The sequence below is a fragment of the Micromonospora sp. WMMD1128 genome, assembly GCF_027497235.1.
GTDB lineage: Bacteria > Actinomycetota > Actinomycetes > Mycobacteriales > Micromonosporaceae > Micromonospora.
This window is the reverse complement of sequence record NZ_CP114902.1, coordinates 6,650,976-6,666,660: the sequence shown is the minus strand read 5'-3', so window position 1 is coordinate 6,666,660 and position 15,685 is coordinate 6,650,976. Positions and strand designations below refer to the sequence as shown.

The following is a 15,685-nucleotide window of genomic DNA, read 5'->3' as shown; positions in this document are numbered from 1 at the left end:
GGAACCGATGAATAACGGCGCCCCCGCGCCCGGCCAGATCGCGATCGTCGGGATGGCCGCCCTGATGCCCTCGGCCGGTGACCTGGAGAGCTACTGGCGCAACCTGATCACCGGGGTGGACGCGATCACCGACGTCCCCGTCCACCGATGGGACGAGGAGTTCTACGACCCGGAGCAGGCCCACCGGGCCGACCGGATGTACTGCCGGCGGGGCGGCTTCGTCGACGAGTACGCCACCTTCGAGCCGCTGCGCTTCGGGGTGATGCCCGCCTCCGTCGGAGACATCGAGCCGGACCAGCTCATCACGTTGGAGGTGGCCGCCGCGGCCATCGACGACGCGGGGGGCGACGACCGGTTGCCGGCCCGCGACCGGATCGGGGTGATCCTCGGCCGGGGCGGCATCCTCAGCCCCGCCCAGGCCCGCTACGCCCAGCGGGTGCGGATGTCCAGCCAGGTGGTGAGCATCCTGCGGGAGCTGATTCCGGACGTCGACCCGGCCCGGTTGGAGCTGCTGCGCAAGAAGTTCGACGAGCGGCTCGGGCCGTACCAGCCGGAGGGGACCATCGGCCTGGTGCCGAACCTGGCCGCCTCCCGGGTGGCCAACCGGCTCGACCTGCGCGGCCCGGCGTACACCATCGACGCGGCCTGCGCGTCGTCGCTGATCGCCGTGGACCAGGGCATCACGGAGCTGGTCAACGGCCGGTTGGACGCGGTACTCGCCGGTGGCGTGCACCACGTGCACGACATCAGCTTCTGGTCGGTGTTCAACCAGCTCCGGGCGCTGTCCCGGCAGGGCGAGATCCGGCCGTTCGACGCCGCCGCCGACGGGCTGCTGATCGGCGAGGGCACCGGCGTGGTGGTGCTCAAGCGGTACGCCGACGCGGTGCGCGACGGCGACCGGGTCTACGCGGTGATCCGGGGCAGCGGGGTGTCGAGCGACGGCAAGTCGGCGAGCATGTTCAACCCGGCGGTTCCCGGTCAGGTGCTGGCGATCAGACGGGCCTGGGAGTCGGCCGGGCTCGACCCGACCGCCCCGGACGCGCTCGGGCTGCTGGAGGCACACGGCACCGGCACCCCGACCGGGGACGCCGCCGAGCTGACCACCGTGGCGCAGGTGTTCGGCCCGTACACCGGGGGTTCCCGGCCGGTGATCGGCTCGGTGAAGTCGATGATCGGGCACACCATGCCGGCCGCCGGGGTGGCCGGTCTGATCAAGGCCGCGCTCGCGGTGCACCGGGGGGTGCTGCCACCGACCCTGCACTGCGAGACGCCGCGCGCGGAGATGGCGGCGACCCGGTTCGCGCCGATCGACACCGCCCGGCCGTGGGAGAGCGACGGGCCGCGCCGGGCCGGGGTCAACGCGTTCGGCTTCGGCGGGATCAACGCCCACCTGATCATCGAGCAGCCGCCCATGTCGGTGGGCGAGCCGGTGGTCGCGCCGACCGCCCCGGCCGCCGGCCGGGCCGTGGTCGACGAGCCGGACCAGGTGCTCTGGCTGGCCGCGCCGGACCCGGCCGGGCTCGCCGAGCTGTTGGCCCGCGACGACCACGAGGTACGCCGGCTCGGCGTCGAGCTGGCCGCCCGCTCCGGTGGGGACGCCCCGGCGCGGACCCGGCTGGGCGTCGTCAACCCGACGGACAAGCTGCTCGCGGTGGCCCGCAAGACGGTCGCCCGGGGCCAGGCGTGGCGGGGCGGACGGGACATCTGGTTCAGCCCCCGGCCGCTGCTCGGCGCGGGGGCGGGCAAGCTCGCCTTCGTCTTCCCCGGCCTGGAGGCGGAGTTCGCCCCACGGACCGCCGATCTGGCCGCCCATTTCGGCCTGCCGGACCGGGACTGGTCCGCCGCCGACCTGGGCCGGCACGGCGCCGGGCTGATCGAGGTGGGCAAGCTGCTCGACGAGGCGCTGGCCCGGATCCGGGTACGCCCCGACGCCGTCGCCGGTCACAGCATCGGCGAGTGGACCGCCGCCGCGGTCAGCGGTCAGATCAGCACCGCCGCGATGGACGAGTTCCTCGACCTGTTCAACGCCGACTCGGTGGAGGTCTCCGGCTACGTCTTCGCCGCCGTCGGTGCCGGCGCGGACCAGGTCACCCCGCTGCTCGGCGACTATCCCGGGGTGGTCCTGTCGCATGACAACGCCCCGGCGCAGTCGGTGGTCAACGGCCCCGAGCCGCAGGTCGACCGGCTCGTCGAGGCGCTGCGTACCCGTAACGTCCTGTGCCAGAAGCTGCCGTTCCGGTCGGCGTTCCACACCCCCGCCTTCGCCGACGGGCTCACCTCGATCGGCGCCGCCCTGGGCCGCTGGGAGGTGCACCCGACCCGGATGCCGGTGTGGTCGGCGACCCTGCACGCACCGTTCCCCGCGGACGAGGACGAGGTCAACCGGATCTTCGTCCGGCACATGATGGAGCCGGTCTGGTTCCGGCAGACCGTCGAGGCGATGTACGACGCCGGGTTCCGGGTGTTCCTCCAGGTCGGCGCGGGGCAACTCGCCTCGCTTGTCGGTGACAACCTGCGCGGGCGCGACCACCTCGCGATGCCGGTGAACACCGCGCACCGCAGCGGGCTGAACCAGCTACGCCGGGTCGCTACCGCGCTGTGGGTGGAGGGTGCCGCACCGGACCTGCGGGCGCTGGACACCGTGGACCGTACCCCGGCGGCGGGCAACGGCCGGATGCCGGCGGCGGGCGCCGACGGCGGCCCGGCGAAGCCGCGGGGCGGTGCCGCCCGGCGTGGCCCGCGGATGAAGCTCGACCTCGGCGGTCCGCTGGTCCGCCTCGGGGCGGACGCCGCCGGCCTGCTCGGGGTGACCGCGTCGCCCGAACCGGCGCCGCCGACGCCGGGCAACGGCAACGGCGTGCCCCGGCCCGTCGTCGCCATGACCGGCCGCACCGCCACCGGCCAGGGTGGCGCGCCGACGCCGGCCGCCGCACCACCCCCGGCGGCCCGACCACCCGCCGCACAGGCACCCGCCGCACAGGCGACCGCCGTGCCGACGCCCGCCGCCGCCCGGTCGACGGCCGCGCTGGACGCGCTGCAACGGCTCGCGGGCGGGTCCAGCGCGGCGGCCGAACTCGCCGCCTTGCTGCGGGAGAACACCTCGGGCCCGGCGGCGCCGCGGACGGCCACCGGCGGCAGTGGCACGGGAGCACCGACCCGTCCCGCCCGGCCGGTGACCCCGACCGCGGCGGCACCGGCCGGCACCACGCCCGCGCGGCCACCGGTGACCACCACCGGCCCGCTGCGTCCGGGGACCGCCGCCGGGGCCGGTGCGGAGATCGGTCGGATCACCCGGCGGGTCTCCCTGAAGACCATGCCGTACCTGCTTGACCACTGTTTCTTCGTGCAGCCCGACGACTGGCCGGACCCGGAGGACCGGTGGCCGGTGGTGCCGGCGACCGCCCTGGTCGCGCACATGATGGAGGCGGTGGAGCAGCTCGTGCCCGGCGTCCCGGTGGTGGCGGTGCACGACGCCAAGTTCCACAAGTGGCTGATCGCCGAACCCGCCACCGACGTCGAGATCGTGGTTCGGGCCGCCGGCCCGAACCGGTACGCGGTCGCCTTCGCCGGATATGCCCGCGCGACCATCGAGGTCGGCCCCGCGTACCCGCCGCCACCGCCGGTCTGGACCCACGACCCGGCCACCGAACGACCGCCGTCCCTCGGCGCCGCCGAGATGTACGCGGAGCGGCTGATGTTCCACGGCCCGCAGTTCCAGGGCGTGACCGAGGTGCACGCGCTCGGCGACATGCACGTGCGCGGCGTCGTCACCGCCCCGGAGCCACCCGGGGCGCTGCTGGACAACGCGCTCCAGCTCATCGGCAACTGGCTGATCACCACCCAGCCGTTCCGGACGGTCGCGTTGCCGGTGGGGCTCGGGCAGGTGCGGTTCTACGGGCCACCCCCACCGGCCGGCCGGGCGTTCGAGTGCGTCGCCCGGGTCCGCGTCATCGACGACGGCAAGCTCGTCGCCGACACCCAGCTCAGCTACCAGGGGCGGGTCTGGTCGGAGATCGAGGGGGCGGTGGACCGCCGGTTCGACAGCCACCCGCAGGCCCGGGTCGCGGAGCGGTTCCCCGAGCGGCACCCGATGTCGCTGTTGCAGCCCGAGGGTTGGACGATGGCGTTCGACTGCTGGACCGACCTGGTCACCCGGGGCATGGCCGCCCGGGGCATCCTCGGCGGCGCGGCCTACACCGAGTACGAGCGGCAGCCGGCCAAGACCCGCAAGCAGTGGATGCTGGGCCGGATCGCGGCGAAGGACGCGGTGCGGGCCCGGCTGTGGGAGGACGGCCACACCGACATCTACCCGATCGAGCTGACCGTCGGCAACGACCCGGACGGCCGGCCGTGGGTACGCGGACGGCCCGGTCGGGGCCTCGGCGACTGCGACGTCTCCCTGGCGCACTGCGCGGAGATCGGGGTGGCGATCGCCCGGCGGCGGGCACCCGACGCGCCGGTCGGCGGCCCAGGGGTGGGCATCGACGTCGCGGAGGTCACCGACCACCCGGAGAGCACCCTCACCTTCGCCCTCACCCCGGCCGAGTTGACCCTGCTGACCTCCCTGGCCGGCGGGAACGCCGAGGTCCGACGGCTGTGGTTCACCCGGTTCTGGGCCGCGAAGGAAGCGGTCGCCAAGGCCGAGGGCACCGGGCTCGACGGCTCGCCACGCCGGTTCCGGGTCTACTCGGCCACCGACTCCGGGCTGACCGTCGAGATCGGCGGGCGGGCGTACCGGGTCGGTCACCGGGACGTGGCCAACCCGGAGGACCTGCCGCCCCGCCGGTACGTCGTCGCCTGGACCTGGGGGCCGGAGCCGGCGCCGGCGACCCCGCCCGGGGTGGCCGGGCCGTGAGCCGCAATCCGGTGCGCAGCACCGCCCATCCGACCGACAAGCAGAAGGAGCACCGCCATGCCCGCGGCCCAGGACACCATCCTCGCCGAACTCACCGAGATGATCGACGCCGTACTCGGTGACTTCGCGGACGACCAGGTGGTCACCATGGACACCACGTTCTCCGACGACCTGGGAATGGAGAGCATCGACGTCGTCGCGCTCGCCGGCCGGCTCCAGGCGCGCTACGGCGACACGGTGAACTTCGCCCACTTCGTCGCCAAGCTGGATCTGGAGACCGTCCGTGCGCTGACGGTCGGGCAGCTCGTCACGCACATCGCCGACTCGCTGGCGAAGGCCGACGAGGTCGGGGCGGGCAGCCGGTGACCATGGTCCGGGCGAACGGGATCACGCTGCACACGCAGCGTCTCGATCCCCCCGGTCCGGCCGCCGCCGGCCGGACCGGCGCGCCGACCGCCGTGCTGATCCACGGGATGGCCTCGGACACCATGGCGAGCTGGTACTTCACCCTGGCCGAGCCGTTGTCCCGGGCCGGAGTCCCGACCGTCCTGTACGACCTGCGCGGCCACGGGCGCAGCGAGCGCCCCGCCACCGGGTACGCCCTGGACGACTTCGTCGACGACCTGGCGGCGTTGCTGACCGGCCTGGACGTCACCGGTCCGCTGCTGCTGCTGGGTAACTCGTTCGGCGGGACCATCGCCTTCGGCTACGCCGCCCGGCATCCGGGGCGGGTGGTCGGCATCGTCGCCGTGGAGTCGGCCCCGCCGGTCCCGGAGTGGATGCGTCGGGTCCGCGAGCGACTCGCCCGGGTCGCCGCCCGGCTGCCCCGCGACGGGGCGGTCGCCGAGATCGGGGCCCGGCGGGGCCGGGTGGCCGCCCAGCGGGCCGCGGAGACGCAGCGGATGCTCGCCGACACCAGCCTGGCGCGGGACCTGCCGGCGAGTCCGCTGCCGACGACCGAGGCGCTGGCCGCCATCGGCTGCCCGGTGCTCTGCCTCTACGGCGGCGACTCGGCGGTGGTGGAGCTGGCCCCGACGGTACGCGGACTGCTGCCGCAGACCCGGGTCGCGGTGCTGCCCGACCAGAAACACACGGTGCTCATCGACCGGCCGGAGGAGGTCCGCCGGCTCGTCTTCGCCTGGCTGGCCGAGGACTGCTCACTCGACCTGGCCCAGCCCACCACCGCATGACGGCGCGACACGCAGGAGGTCTTCCGATGGACACCCCGATCACCGGGCGGTCGATCATCATCAGCAACGGTCGGTGCGGCTCCACGCTGCTGTCCGACCTGATCCACGAGGAGCCGGACACCCTGTCGGCCCAGGAGTTCTTCATGTCGGTGGCGCCGTGGGCGCGCAGCGCCGAGGTGCTCACCGGCGCCGCGTACTGGGCGGTGCTGGCCAGCCCCAAGGCGGAGCTGTCCACCCTGTTCCGGATCGGGCTGCCGCCGAAGGAGGTCCGCTACCCGGAAACGGGCCGGTGGGCCGACCGGCTGACCGAACTGCCCCGCATCCTGGCCATCACCCTGTCGAAGCTCACCGCCGACCCGGACGCGCTGTTCGACCGGCTCGCCGCGCGGGTGCCGCAGTTCCGCACCCAGACGGTGGCCCAGCACCACCACGACTTCCTGGACCTGCTCGCCGCGCTGACCGGCAAGACCCGGTGGGTGGAACGCTCCGGCGGCTCCAGCCACGTGGCGCCGTACCTGCTGCGGGGTTTCCCGGACTGCAAGGTCGTCTACCTGACCCGCAACTGGGAGGACACCGCCCGATCGATGAGCCGGCACTCGTCGTTCCAGCTCATCCAACTGCGGGTGGAGTTCCTCGGCCGGTGCGGCCTGGACCCGTTCCGGGTCGGTGCGGACGAGTCGGTGCCGGCGGATCTCCAGCCGTACCTGCCGGACCGGCTGACCGCCGACGCGCTGCGGGAACGCGGCGAGAACCTGCGCCGCTACCTGGGCCTGTGCGCCTTCATGAGCAGCCAGGCCGACCAGGCGCTGCGGGATGTGCCGCCGGAGCACCTGCTGCGGATGTCCTACGAGGACCTGGTCGCCGACCCGGTCGGGGAGCTGACCGGCCTCGGCCGGTTCCTGGACTTCCCCGACCCGTCGGGCTGGGCCGAGCGGGTGGCGTCACGGGTCGTCGCCCCGGCGCCCCGCAGGCAGCCCGCCGCCGTCTGACCTGTCCCCTCCGTCCTCCCGCCCGAACCCGGGTCGGGTGTCCCCTCCCTGGAAAGAGAGACAGTTGAATCCACTCCGGATCTCCGCGCGACGGTTGATGGCCGTCGTCGCCGTACTCGGACTCGGACCCGTGCTGGTGGCTCCCTCGGCGGCGCTCAGCGCGCCGCCTGCTGCCGCCGACACGGCCGGCACGCACCAGAGCAGCCCGCAGTTGCTCGCCAAGGCCCAGCCGGACGAGTGCTTCGCCGGGATCGGGCTGGCGTACCCGGCCGGCCCGCCGTGCGACACCGGGCAGTCGAAGGTCAACCAGTCGTACCTGTGGGGGATGACCCGGGCCGGCCGGACGCTGTGGTTCGGCACCGGAGCGAACGTCAACTGCCTGACCAGTGGGCGGGCCCTGCGCAACACCAAACCGACGCTGAACGACGACTGGGTCTGCGAGTACGGCGAGAGCCAGATCGCCAAGCGCAATCCACAGTTGCCGCCCATCCTCGGTGACCACCGGCCGTCGCGCCTCTACACCTACGACACCCGGACCAGGAAGCTGACCGAGAAGACCGACCTGGTGAAGGCGGCCTCCACCGAGGACGCCAACCGGTTGCAGACCACGGCGGGCATCCGGGCGGCCGGCAACTTCGGCGGGGTGGCGCTGCTCGGCGGCCCGGCGCTGGGCACAAGCGTCAACCTGTTCGCGTTCGACACCGACACCGGCGCGTACCTGGGCTCCCGCAACTTCCCGATGTACGGCAACATCCGGCACTTCACCGTCGCCGGCGACGCGCTGTACGCCGGGGTGGGCGTCGGCGCGAACGGCGGGGAACGCGGTAACGTGCTGCGGTGGGCGGGCAGCAAGTCCGATCCGTTCGCGTTCACCGTGGTGGCGAACCTGCCGGCGCAGGCCGCCGACCTCACCGTGCACCAGGGGCGGATCTTCGCCACCACCTGGCCGGGCTCGGACGACGAGTTGGCCGGGCCGACCGCCGGCGCCGCCGACCCGCCGGCGAGCATCGCCGCGGTCTGGATGAGCCCGCCACTCGCGGCGGGGGCCCCGGGGCTCAACCCGGAGGACGCCGACGGCTGGCAGCAGGTGTGGAACGTGTCCGCCTACGAGCCGGACCCGGTGGTGGCCCGCGCGTACGCCCTGGGCGGGCTGGCCTCCTACGGCGGGTTCCTCTACTGGGGCACGATGCACGTGCCGATGAAGGCGACCACGGTGCACATGGCGGTGTACCCGCCGGCGGACGAGGCGGCCTTCCAGGCCACCATCCAGAACACCCAGCGGTCGATAAGCATCTACCGGGGCCGCAACTTCGGTTCCCACTTCCAGAAGATCGACCTGTTGTACGGCTCGACGGAGCTGCCCGCGTACGACCCGGCGGCCGACGACGGGGCGGGGGCGTGGGCGTTGCAGTCGACGCACCAGACGCCGAAGTTCGGCCCGGCCGGTTTCGGCAACCCATACAACAACTACACCTGGAAGATGGTGGTGGCCGGCGGGAAGCTGTACGTCGGCACGATGGACTGGAGTTACCTGGCCAAGGAGCTGGGCAAGGAGACGGCCGCCGAGTTGGGCCTGTCACCGGAGCTGGCCGACGATCTGGCCGTGGCCCCGATGAAGGCGGCCGGGATGCGGGCCGGTGCCCTGCCCGAGGCGGTCTACGGCGGTGACCTGTACGCGTTCACGTCGCCGACGAAACCGGCGACGACGATCGACACCACCGGGTTGGGCAACTACCTGAACTACGGCATCCGCAACATGGTCGCCGACGGTCCCACCGTCTACCTGGGCATGGCGAACCCGATGAACCTGCGGACCGACCCGAGCGACGACGTGCCCGAGGGCGGCTGGGAACTGATCCGGCTCCGGGGTTACTGAGGTCCGGGGGCCGGTCCGGTGACAGCGCCGTCGCCGGACCGGCACCCCTCCGTTCCCCGGCCGGGTACCGCTTGCCGAGTCCTGGCACGTCCCTTACCCGGCTCGAACAATCGCGGGCGAAAGTATTCATATGATGCCTTTTACCGTTATTCGGTCTGATGTCGGGGCGGAGCCTCACCGGTCCGGCCGGCCGGCGACAACCCGCGCCGCGGCCCGCCTCGCCGGGACGCTCACGCTGCTCGTCAGCCTGAGCACCGTCACCGGGTGCAGCCTCGGTCGGCAGGACGACCAACCCACCGACGGCGGGACCCGCCCGGCGGCCGGCGCCTCCTCCGGTGCGGCGCGCCCCGCACCGGACGTCCCCGTCGGCAGTTCCACCCACACCATCACGGTGGACGGGCGGGAACGCAGCTACCGGCTGTACCGACCCGCCTCGGCCGATCTCACCACGCCGGTCCCGCTCGTGGTGATGCTGCACGGCGCGGCCGGCACCGGCGAGCAGGCCGAGCAGGCGTACGGCTGGACCGGGCAGGCCGACCGGGACGGCTTCCTGGTGCTGTTCCCCGACGGGCTGAACCGGGCCTGGGCCGTCGGCCCGCAGTGCTGCGGCGCACCCGCCCGCGAGGGCGTCGACGACGTCGCCTTCATCACCGAGCTGGTCGCCAGCGTCGGGCGGGACCTGCCGGTCGACCCGGCCCGCCGGTACGTCACCGGGATCTCCAACGGCGGGCTGCTGGCGTACCGGCTCGTCTGCGACACCACCACCTTCGCCGCGATCGGGGCGGTGGCGAGCACGCTGACCGGGGAGTGCCCCGACCCGAAACCGGTCTCGGTGCTGCACATCCACGGCCGAGAGGACCAGACCATGCCGTACGGCGGTGGCCCCGGCCGCCGCGACAACGACGGCACCGGCCGCAACCCGGTGAAGATCGACGGACCGCCCACCCCCGAGCTGGCCGCCCGCTGGCGGGCCGTCGACGACTGCGCCGCGCCGAAGACGACCACCGACGGGCCGGTCACCCGGTCGACGGCGACCTGCGCCGAGGGCCGCGCCGTCGAACTGATCACCGTCGCCGACGCCGGCCACCAGTGGCCCGGCGGTCGCCCCAACCCGCCCCGCGCGGAGAAACTCCTCAACCTCGATCCCCCCTCCACCGCGCTGAACGCCACCGACACCATCTGGCGGTTCTTCGCCGCGCACCCCAAGCCCACCGGCGGCTGATCTGCCTGCCGGCGCCGATGGCATTCCGGCATTCCGCACCCGCAGAACAGGAGTTGAGATGCCCAGCAGAGACGGGCCGGCCGTGGTCGAGGTCGACGACCTCGTCAAGCGTTACCCCCGCACCGACACCAACGCGGTGGACGGGCTGTCGTTCACCGTCGCGCCGGGCGAGATCTTCGGACTGTTCGGGCCGAACGGGGCCGGCAAGTCCACCACCGTCGGCATCCTGACCACCCGTCTGCGGGCCACCGGCGGCCGGGCCGTCGTCGGCGGGATCGACGTGGGCCGGGACCCGGCAGCCGCCCGAGCCCAACTGGCCGTGGTGCCCCAGCACAACAACCTGGACCGGGCGCTGACCCCCCGGCAGAACCTGGTCTACCACGCCACCTACCACGGGGTACGGCGACGCGACGCGCAGGCCCGCGCCGAGGAGTTGCTGGACCGGTTCGGCCTGACCGAACGGGCCGACCGCAGGATCGAGGCGTACTCCGGGGGGATGGCGCAGCGGTTGATGATCGCCCGGGCGCTGGCCCACGAGCCGGCGGTGCTCTTCCTCGACGAGCCGACGAACGCCCTCGACCCGCAGACCCGCCTGCTGATCTGGAGACAGCTCCGGCAACTGCGCGAGCGCGGGGTGGCCATCGTGCTGACCACCCACGCGATGAACGAGGCGGCCCGGGTGGTCGACCGGGTCGGCATCGTCGACCACGGCCGGCTGCTCACCCTCGACACCCCGACCAACCTGGTCCGGGGCCTGGCCGGTGACGCGCTGCTCGACCTGACGGTCACCCCGGCCGGCGGCGACGACCCGGACGCGCTCTGCGCCGCCCTCGGCGAGCTGACCGGCGTACGCAAGGCGGAACGGTTGGCGGCCCCGGCCGCGCCGGCCGGGTGGCGGCCCGGTGCCGGCGGGGCCGGGCTGGCCGGGGCGGGCGGTGGCGCGATGCTGGCCGCGCTCGCCGCCGGGGGCGGCGGTGGGCGGCCGGGCGCCGGCCGGCTGGCCGCCCTGGCCGGCGCGGACCTGCCCGGGCGCGGCGGTGGCGGTGCGGGCCTGCCCGGGGGCGGCGGCGCGGGCCTGCTCGGACGCGGCGGTGGTGGCGGGGCGGGCAATGGCGGTCGCGGCCGGTTGCGCATCCGCCTGCACCTGGCCACCGACCCCGCCGCGCTGCTCGGACCGGCGGTGACCGTGCTCACCGGCCGGTCGGCGGCGATCAACGCGATCGACATCGGCGAACCCAGCCTGGAGGACGTCTTCATCGAACTCACCGGAAGGCAACCGCGGTGACCGCTCTCGACACCCCGACCCCGACCCCGCTGCGTCCGACCACCCAGCCGCAACCCCGCCCCGGGACCGGGCGGGTGTTCGCCGCCGTGCTGCGCCGCGACCTGATGGTCACCGGCCGGGAACTCTGGGTCATCCTGGTGCAGGTCGGGTTGACCCCGCTGTTCATGCTCTTCGTCTTCAACACCGTCCTGGGCAGCCAGGGCCTGGTCGGGCGAGGCTTCGCCGACGTGTTCCTGCCCGGCGTCATCGCGCTGGCCGCCCTCACCACCGCGTTGCAGAGCGTGGCCCTGCCGCTGGTGAAGGAGTTCGGCTTCACCATGGAGATCGAGGACCGGCTGATGGCGCCGCTGCCGACCGGGTACGTCGCGATCGGCAAGCTGGTCATCGCCACCGTCCGGGGGCTGCTCGCGGCCGTGCTGATCTACCCGCTCGGGGCGCTGATGGTCGGCTCCGCGCCGTGGCGGCCGGCGGGGCTGCCGCTGGCGTTCGTGGTGGCGCTGCTCGGCGCGTGGATCGGCGGGGCGCTCGGGATGAGCCTGGCCACCACCCTGCCGGTGCAGCGGATCAACGTCACCTTCGCGGTGATCCTCACGCCGATCATCTGGACCGGCTGCATCCACTACCCGTGGCCCCGGCTGTCGTCGGTGCCGTGGTACCAGGTGGTCACCGCGCTCAACCCGATGACCTACGTCTCGGAGGGGGTACGCGGGGCCCTGCTTCCCGGCGTACCGCACCTGCCGGCCTGGGTGTGCCTGACCGTGCTGACCGGGGTGGCCGTCGTGCTGACCTGGGTCAGCGTCCGCTGCTTCGGCCGTCGGGCGATCCAGTGACCACGTCCACCCCGTACCGAGGAGTTGCCATGGCAGAACCCACCCCCGCCGAATCCGGCGCGGCGCCCACCCGCCGGCCCGCCGCCCACGCCGGTGAGCCGCTGCCGGAGTTGCTGGTGTCTCAGCTCGACGAGTTGGAGGCGGAGAGTGTCTTCGTGATGCGTGAGGTGGTGGCGGAGATGGAGCGGCCGGTGTTGCTGTTCTCCGGTGGTAAGGACTCGATCGTGATGTTGCGGTTGGCGCAGAAGGCGTTCGCGCCGGCGAGCATTCCGTTTCCGGTGATGCATGTGGATACGGGGCACAACTTCGCTGAGGTGTTGGATTACCGGGATCAGCGGGTGGCCGAGTTGGGGTTGCAGTTGATCGTGGCGAGTGTGCCGGAGGCGTTGACCAAGGGTCTGGTCCGTGAGGCGGCGGACGGGACGCGGAACCGGATCCAGACGCCGGTGTTGTTGGACGCGGTGGAGAAGCATCGGTTCGATGCGTTGTTCGGTGGGGCGCGGCGGGATGAGGAGAAGGCGCGGGCGAAGGAGCGGGTGTTCAGTTTCCGGGATGAGTTCGGGCAGTGGGATCCGAAGAACCAGCGTCCGGAGTTGTGGTCGTTGTACAACGGTCGGCATCATCCGGGTGAGTCGATTCGGGTGTTCCCGTTGTCCAACTGGACGGAGTTGGACGTCTGGCACTACATCGCCCGGGAGGGGATTCCGCTGCCGTCGATCTACTTCGCGCATGAGCGGGAGGTCATCGAGCGGGATGGGATGTTCTACGCGGTGAACGAGTTTTTCCGGGCCCGCGCCGGTGAGCAGCCGTTCACCGCCCAGGTGCGGTACCGGACGGTGGGTGACGCGTCCTGCACGGCGGCGGTCCGCTCGGACGCGGACACGGTGGAGAAGGTGATCGAGGAGGTGGCCGCGACGCGGATCACCGAGCGGGGCGCGACCCGGGGTGATGATCGGGTCAGTGAGGCCGCCATGGAGGACCGTAAGCGAGAGGGCTACTTCTGATGAGCGTCGACACCCTGGCCCCGGCCGACGGTGAGACCGCCGCGCGGCCGATGGACCTGCTGCGGTTCGCGACCGCCGGGAGCGTCGATGATGGTAAGTCGACGTTGATCGGTCGGTTGTTGTATGACACGAAGTCGTTGTTCAGTGACCAGTTGGCCGCGGTGGAGGCGGTCAGCGCGGCGCGGGGCGACGAGTACACGAATTTGGCGTTGCTGACCGACGGCCTGCGGGCGGAGCGGGAGCAGGGCATCACGATCGATGTGGCGTACCGGTACTTCGCCACGCCGCGGCGGAAGTTCATCATCGCCGACACGCCGGGGCATATTCAGTACACGCGGAACATGGTGACCGGGGCGTCGACGGCGGATTTGGCGTTGATCCTGGTGGACGCCCGTAAGGGTCTGGTGGAGCAGTCCCGGCGGCATGCGTTCCTGTGCTCGCTGCTGCGGGTGCCGCACCTGGTGTTGTGTGTCAACAAGATGGACCTGGTCGACTGGTCGCAGGAGGTGTTCGAGCGGATCGCCGACGAGTTCACCGCGTTCGCCGCGAAACTCGACGCCCCGGACCTGACCGTGGTGCCGGTCTCCGCGCTCCGCGGGGACAACATCGTGTCCCGGTCGGAGAACATGCCCTGGTACGAAGGGCCGTCGCTGCTGCACCACCTGGAACACGTCCACATCGCCTCCGACCGCAACCTCGTCGACGTCCGCTTCCCGGTGCAGTACGTGATCCGCCCGCAGTCCACCACCGTCACCGACTACCGCGGCTACGCCGGTCAGGTCGCCTCCGGCGTCCTCAAACCCGGCGACGAGGTGATGGTCCTGCCGTCCGGGTTCACCAGCCGCATCACCGCCGTCGAAACCGCCGACGGCCCCGTCGACGAGGCGTTCCCCCCGATGTCAGTCACCGTCCGCCTCACCGACGAGATCGACATCTCCCGCGGCGACATGATCTGCCGACCCAACAACGCCCCCATGGTCGCCCAGGACATCGAAGCGATGATCTGCTGGATGGACGAAACCCGCCCCCTGCAGGTCGGCGGCAGATACGCCATCAAACACACCACCCGCACCGCACGGGCGATCGTCCGCGACCTGCACTACCGCCTCGACATCAACTCCCTGCACCGCGACGAAACCGCCGGCGACCTGAAACTCAACGAAATCGGCCGGATCCGACTCCGCACCACCGTTCCGTTACTCGCCGACGAATACCGCCGCAACCGCACCACCGGCGGCTTCATCATCATCGACGAAACCACCAACCGCACCGTCGCCGCCGGCATGATCGTCGAAGGCACCTGACCAACGCCCGAACACACCACACCCACCGAAAGAGTGGCTATCCAACCCGGATAGCCACTCTTTCCGTGAAACTGCACCGCAAACCGGTCAAGGGGGCGATGGCTGGCGGCGGGCGGCAACCCGGCGGCGGCCGTCCGTCGTGGACTGCCACGGCAACCCCGATTAACGCCGAGCCCAAATAGGGCATAAGAGCTTGACCGGCACGAATACGATTCTCGGCATCCGCCCGGATTCCTTCGTGGAGCGTCACGGTCACCAGTCGGAAATGATTTAACAATGCGGATCTGGGGTAGGGGCTTCACGCGCACAGTCAGCCCCCGGCAACGGCCGACGTGGCGGCCGGAGGTGGACCCGGGGTCCGGAGATTGCGATGCGTTGCGAGGATGGGGGCCGATCCCGGTTACGGAGGGGCCGGAGTACGGCCGCGCAGGGGTGGCAGCGGAGGAGGCATCAGCATGGCGCAGGCCAACCGGCAAACCAGCACATCGCCGACCGGGCTACGGGTTCTCGTCACGCTCGGCCCGGAGGTGCTGCGCAAAGGGGTCGAGGCGCTCCTCGGCGAACTGCACGCGATCACCGGCGTCCGGGTCGCGTCGACGGCCGGTGAGGCGATGGTGCTGCTCCGGCGGCAACGACCCGACCTGCTGATCGTGATTGTCGAGGATGATGTCCCGGTCGACCGGTTGGTGACCGCCGCCCGAAGCGCCGGCGTTCCGACCCTGGCGGTCCTGAGCCGAGCCGGTGACGCACTCCGCGGTCGGACGGTACCGCTGGCGGCTGATGGTTTCATCCTGGCCGGGGAGCTCGATCGCCGGTCGCTCAACGACGCGCTGACCGAGCTCTGGCGAGGCGAGATGCCGATGCCGCTCGCTCTCGGCCGGGTCGCGCTCTCGGCGTTGCGGGAGGACCACCGCCCCGCCGACACTCCGGCGCTGACCCCCCGGGAGGGCGAGACGCTGAGGCTGCTGGCCCGAGGGCTGAGCAACCGCCAGATCGCGGGAACGATGGGGATCACCGAGCACGGGGCGAAGCGGCACGTCTGCCACATCCTGGCGAAGTTGAACTGCACCAACCGGACGGAGGCGGTTACGGCGGCCTACCAACTGGGCCTGCTGCCCGCCAGGCGCTGA

General features: G+C 72.3%; 11 protein-coding genes. All 11 read left to right on the top strand.

Features of this window, described 5'->3' with window-relative positions; translation table 11 throughout:
- Window positions 1-7: 7 nt before the first annotated feature.
- The 11 genes from O7602_RS30280 (at window position 8) to O7602_RS30230 (ending at window position 15,685) form a co-directional block, all read left to right on the top strand.
- Window positions 8-4,855: a type I polyketide synthase gene (locus O7602_RS30280; RefSeq protein WP_281585987.1), complete on the top strand. Its 4,848-nt coding sequence runs from the start codon at window positions 8-10 to the stop codon at window positions 4,853-4,855.
- A gap of 57 nt (window positions 4,856-4,912) precedes the next feature.
- Entirely contained in the window at window positions 4,913-5,221 is a 309-nt protein-coding gene (locus O7602_RS30275; RefSeq protein ID WP_281585986.1) for an acyl carrier protein, read from the top strand.
- A 2-nt stretch (window positions 5,222-5,223) separates the two neighbouring features.
- Entirely contained in the window at window positions 5,224-6,045 is an 822-nt protein-coding gene (locus O7602_RS30270) for an alpha/beta hydrolase (protein WP_281590629.1), read from the top strand.
- A 26-nt stretch (window positions 6,046-6,071) separates the two neighbouring features.
- Window positions 6,072-7,034 (top strand): sulfotransferase domain-containing protein, encoded by a 963-nt coding sequence (locus tag O7602_RS30265; RefSeq protein WP_281585985.1) that lies wholly within the window; start codon window positions 6,072-6,074, stop codon window positions 7,032-7,034.
- Between the two features lie 64 nt (window positions 7,035-7,098).
- Entirely contained in the window at window positions 7,099-8,910 is a 1,812-nt protein-coding gene (locus O7602_RS30260) for a hypothetical protein (RefSeq protein WP_281585984.1), read from the top strand.
- Between the two features lie 130 nt (window positions 8,911-9,040).
- Window positions 9,041-10,132, top strand: coding sequence for a PHB depolymerase family esterase (locus O7602_RS30255; protein ID WP_281585983.1), 1,092 nt, complete (start codon window positions 9,041-9,043; stop codon window positions 10,130-10,132).
- Window positions 10,133-10,190: 58 nt separating this feature from the next.
- The gene (locus O7602_RS30250) at window positions 10,191-11,417 is read left to right on the top strand and encodes an ABC transporter ATP-binding protein (RefSeq protein WP_281585982.1); all 1,227 of its coding nucleotides are present in this window, start codon (window positions 10,191-10,193) and stop codon (window positions 11,415-11,417) included.
- Window positions 11,414-12,247 (top strand): ABC transporter permease, encoded by an 834-nt coding sequence (locus O7602_RS30245; protein WP_281585981.1) that lies wholly within the window; start codon window positions 11,414-11,416, stop codon window positions 12,245-12,247. The genes O7602_RS30250 and O7602_RS30245 overlap by 4 nt, the downstream gene beginning before the upstream one ends.
- Before the next feature lie 158 nt (window positions 12,248-12,405).
- Complete coding sequence (gene cysD / locus O7602_RS30240; protein ID WP_281590627.1) at window positions 12,406-13,251, top strand: sulfate adenylyltransferase subunit CysD; 846 nt, start codon at window positions 12,406-12,408, stop codon at window positions 13,249-13,251.
- Complete coding sequence (cysN, locus tag O7602_RS30235; protein ID WP_281585980.1) at window positions 13,251-14,555, top strand: sulfate adenylyltransferase subunit CysN; 1,305 nt, start codon at window positions 13,251-13,253, stop codon at window positions 14,553-14,555. The genes cysD and cysN overlap by 1 nt, the downstream gene beginning before the upstream one ends.
- Window positions 14,556-15,010: 455 nt before the next feature.
- Window positions 15,011-15,685: a LuxR C-terminal-related transcriptional regulator gene (locus O7602_RS30230; protein WP_281585979.1), complete on the top strand. Its 675-nt coding sequence runs from the start codon at window positions 15,011-15,013 to the stop codon at window positions 15,683-15,685.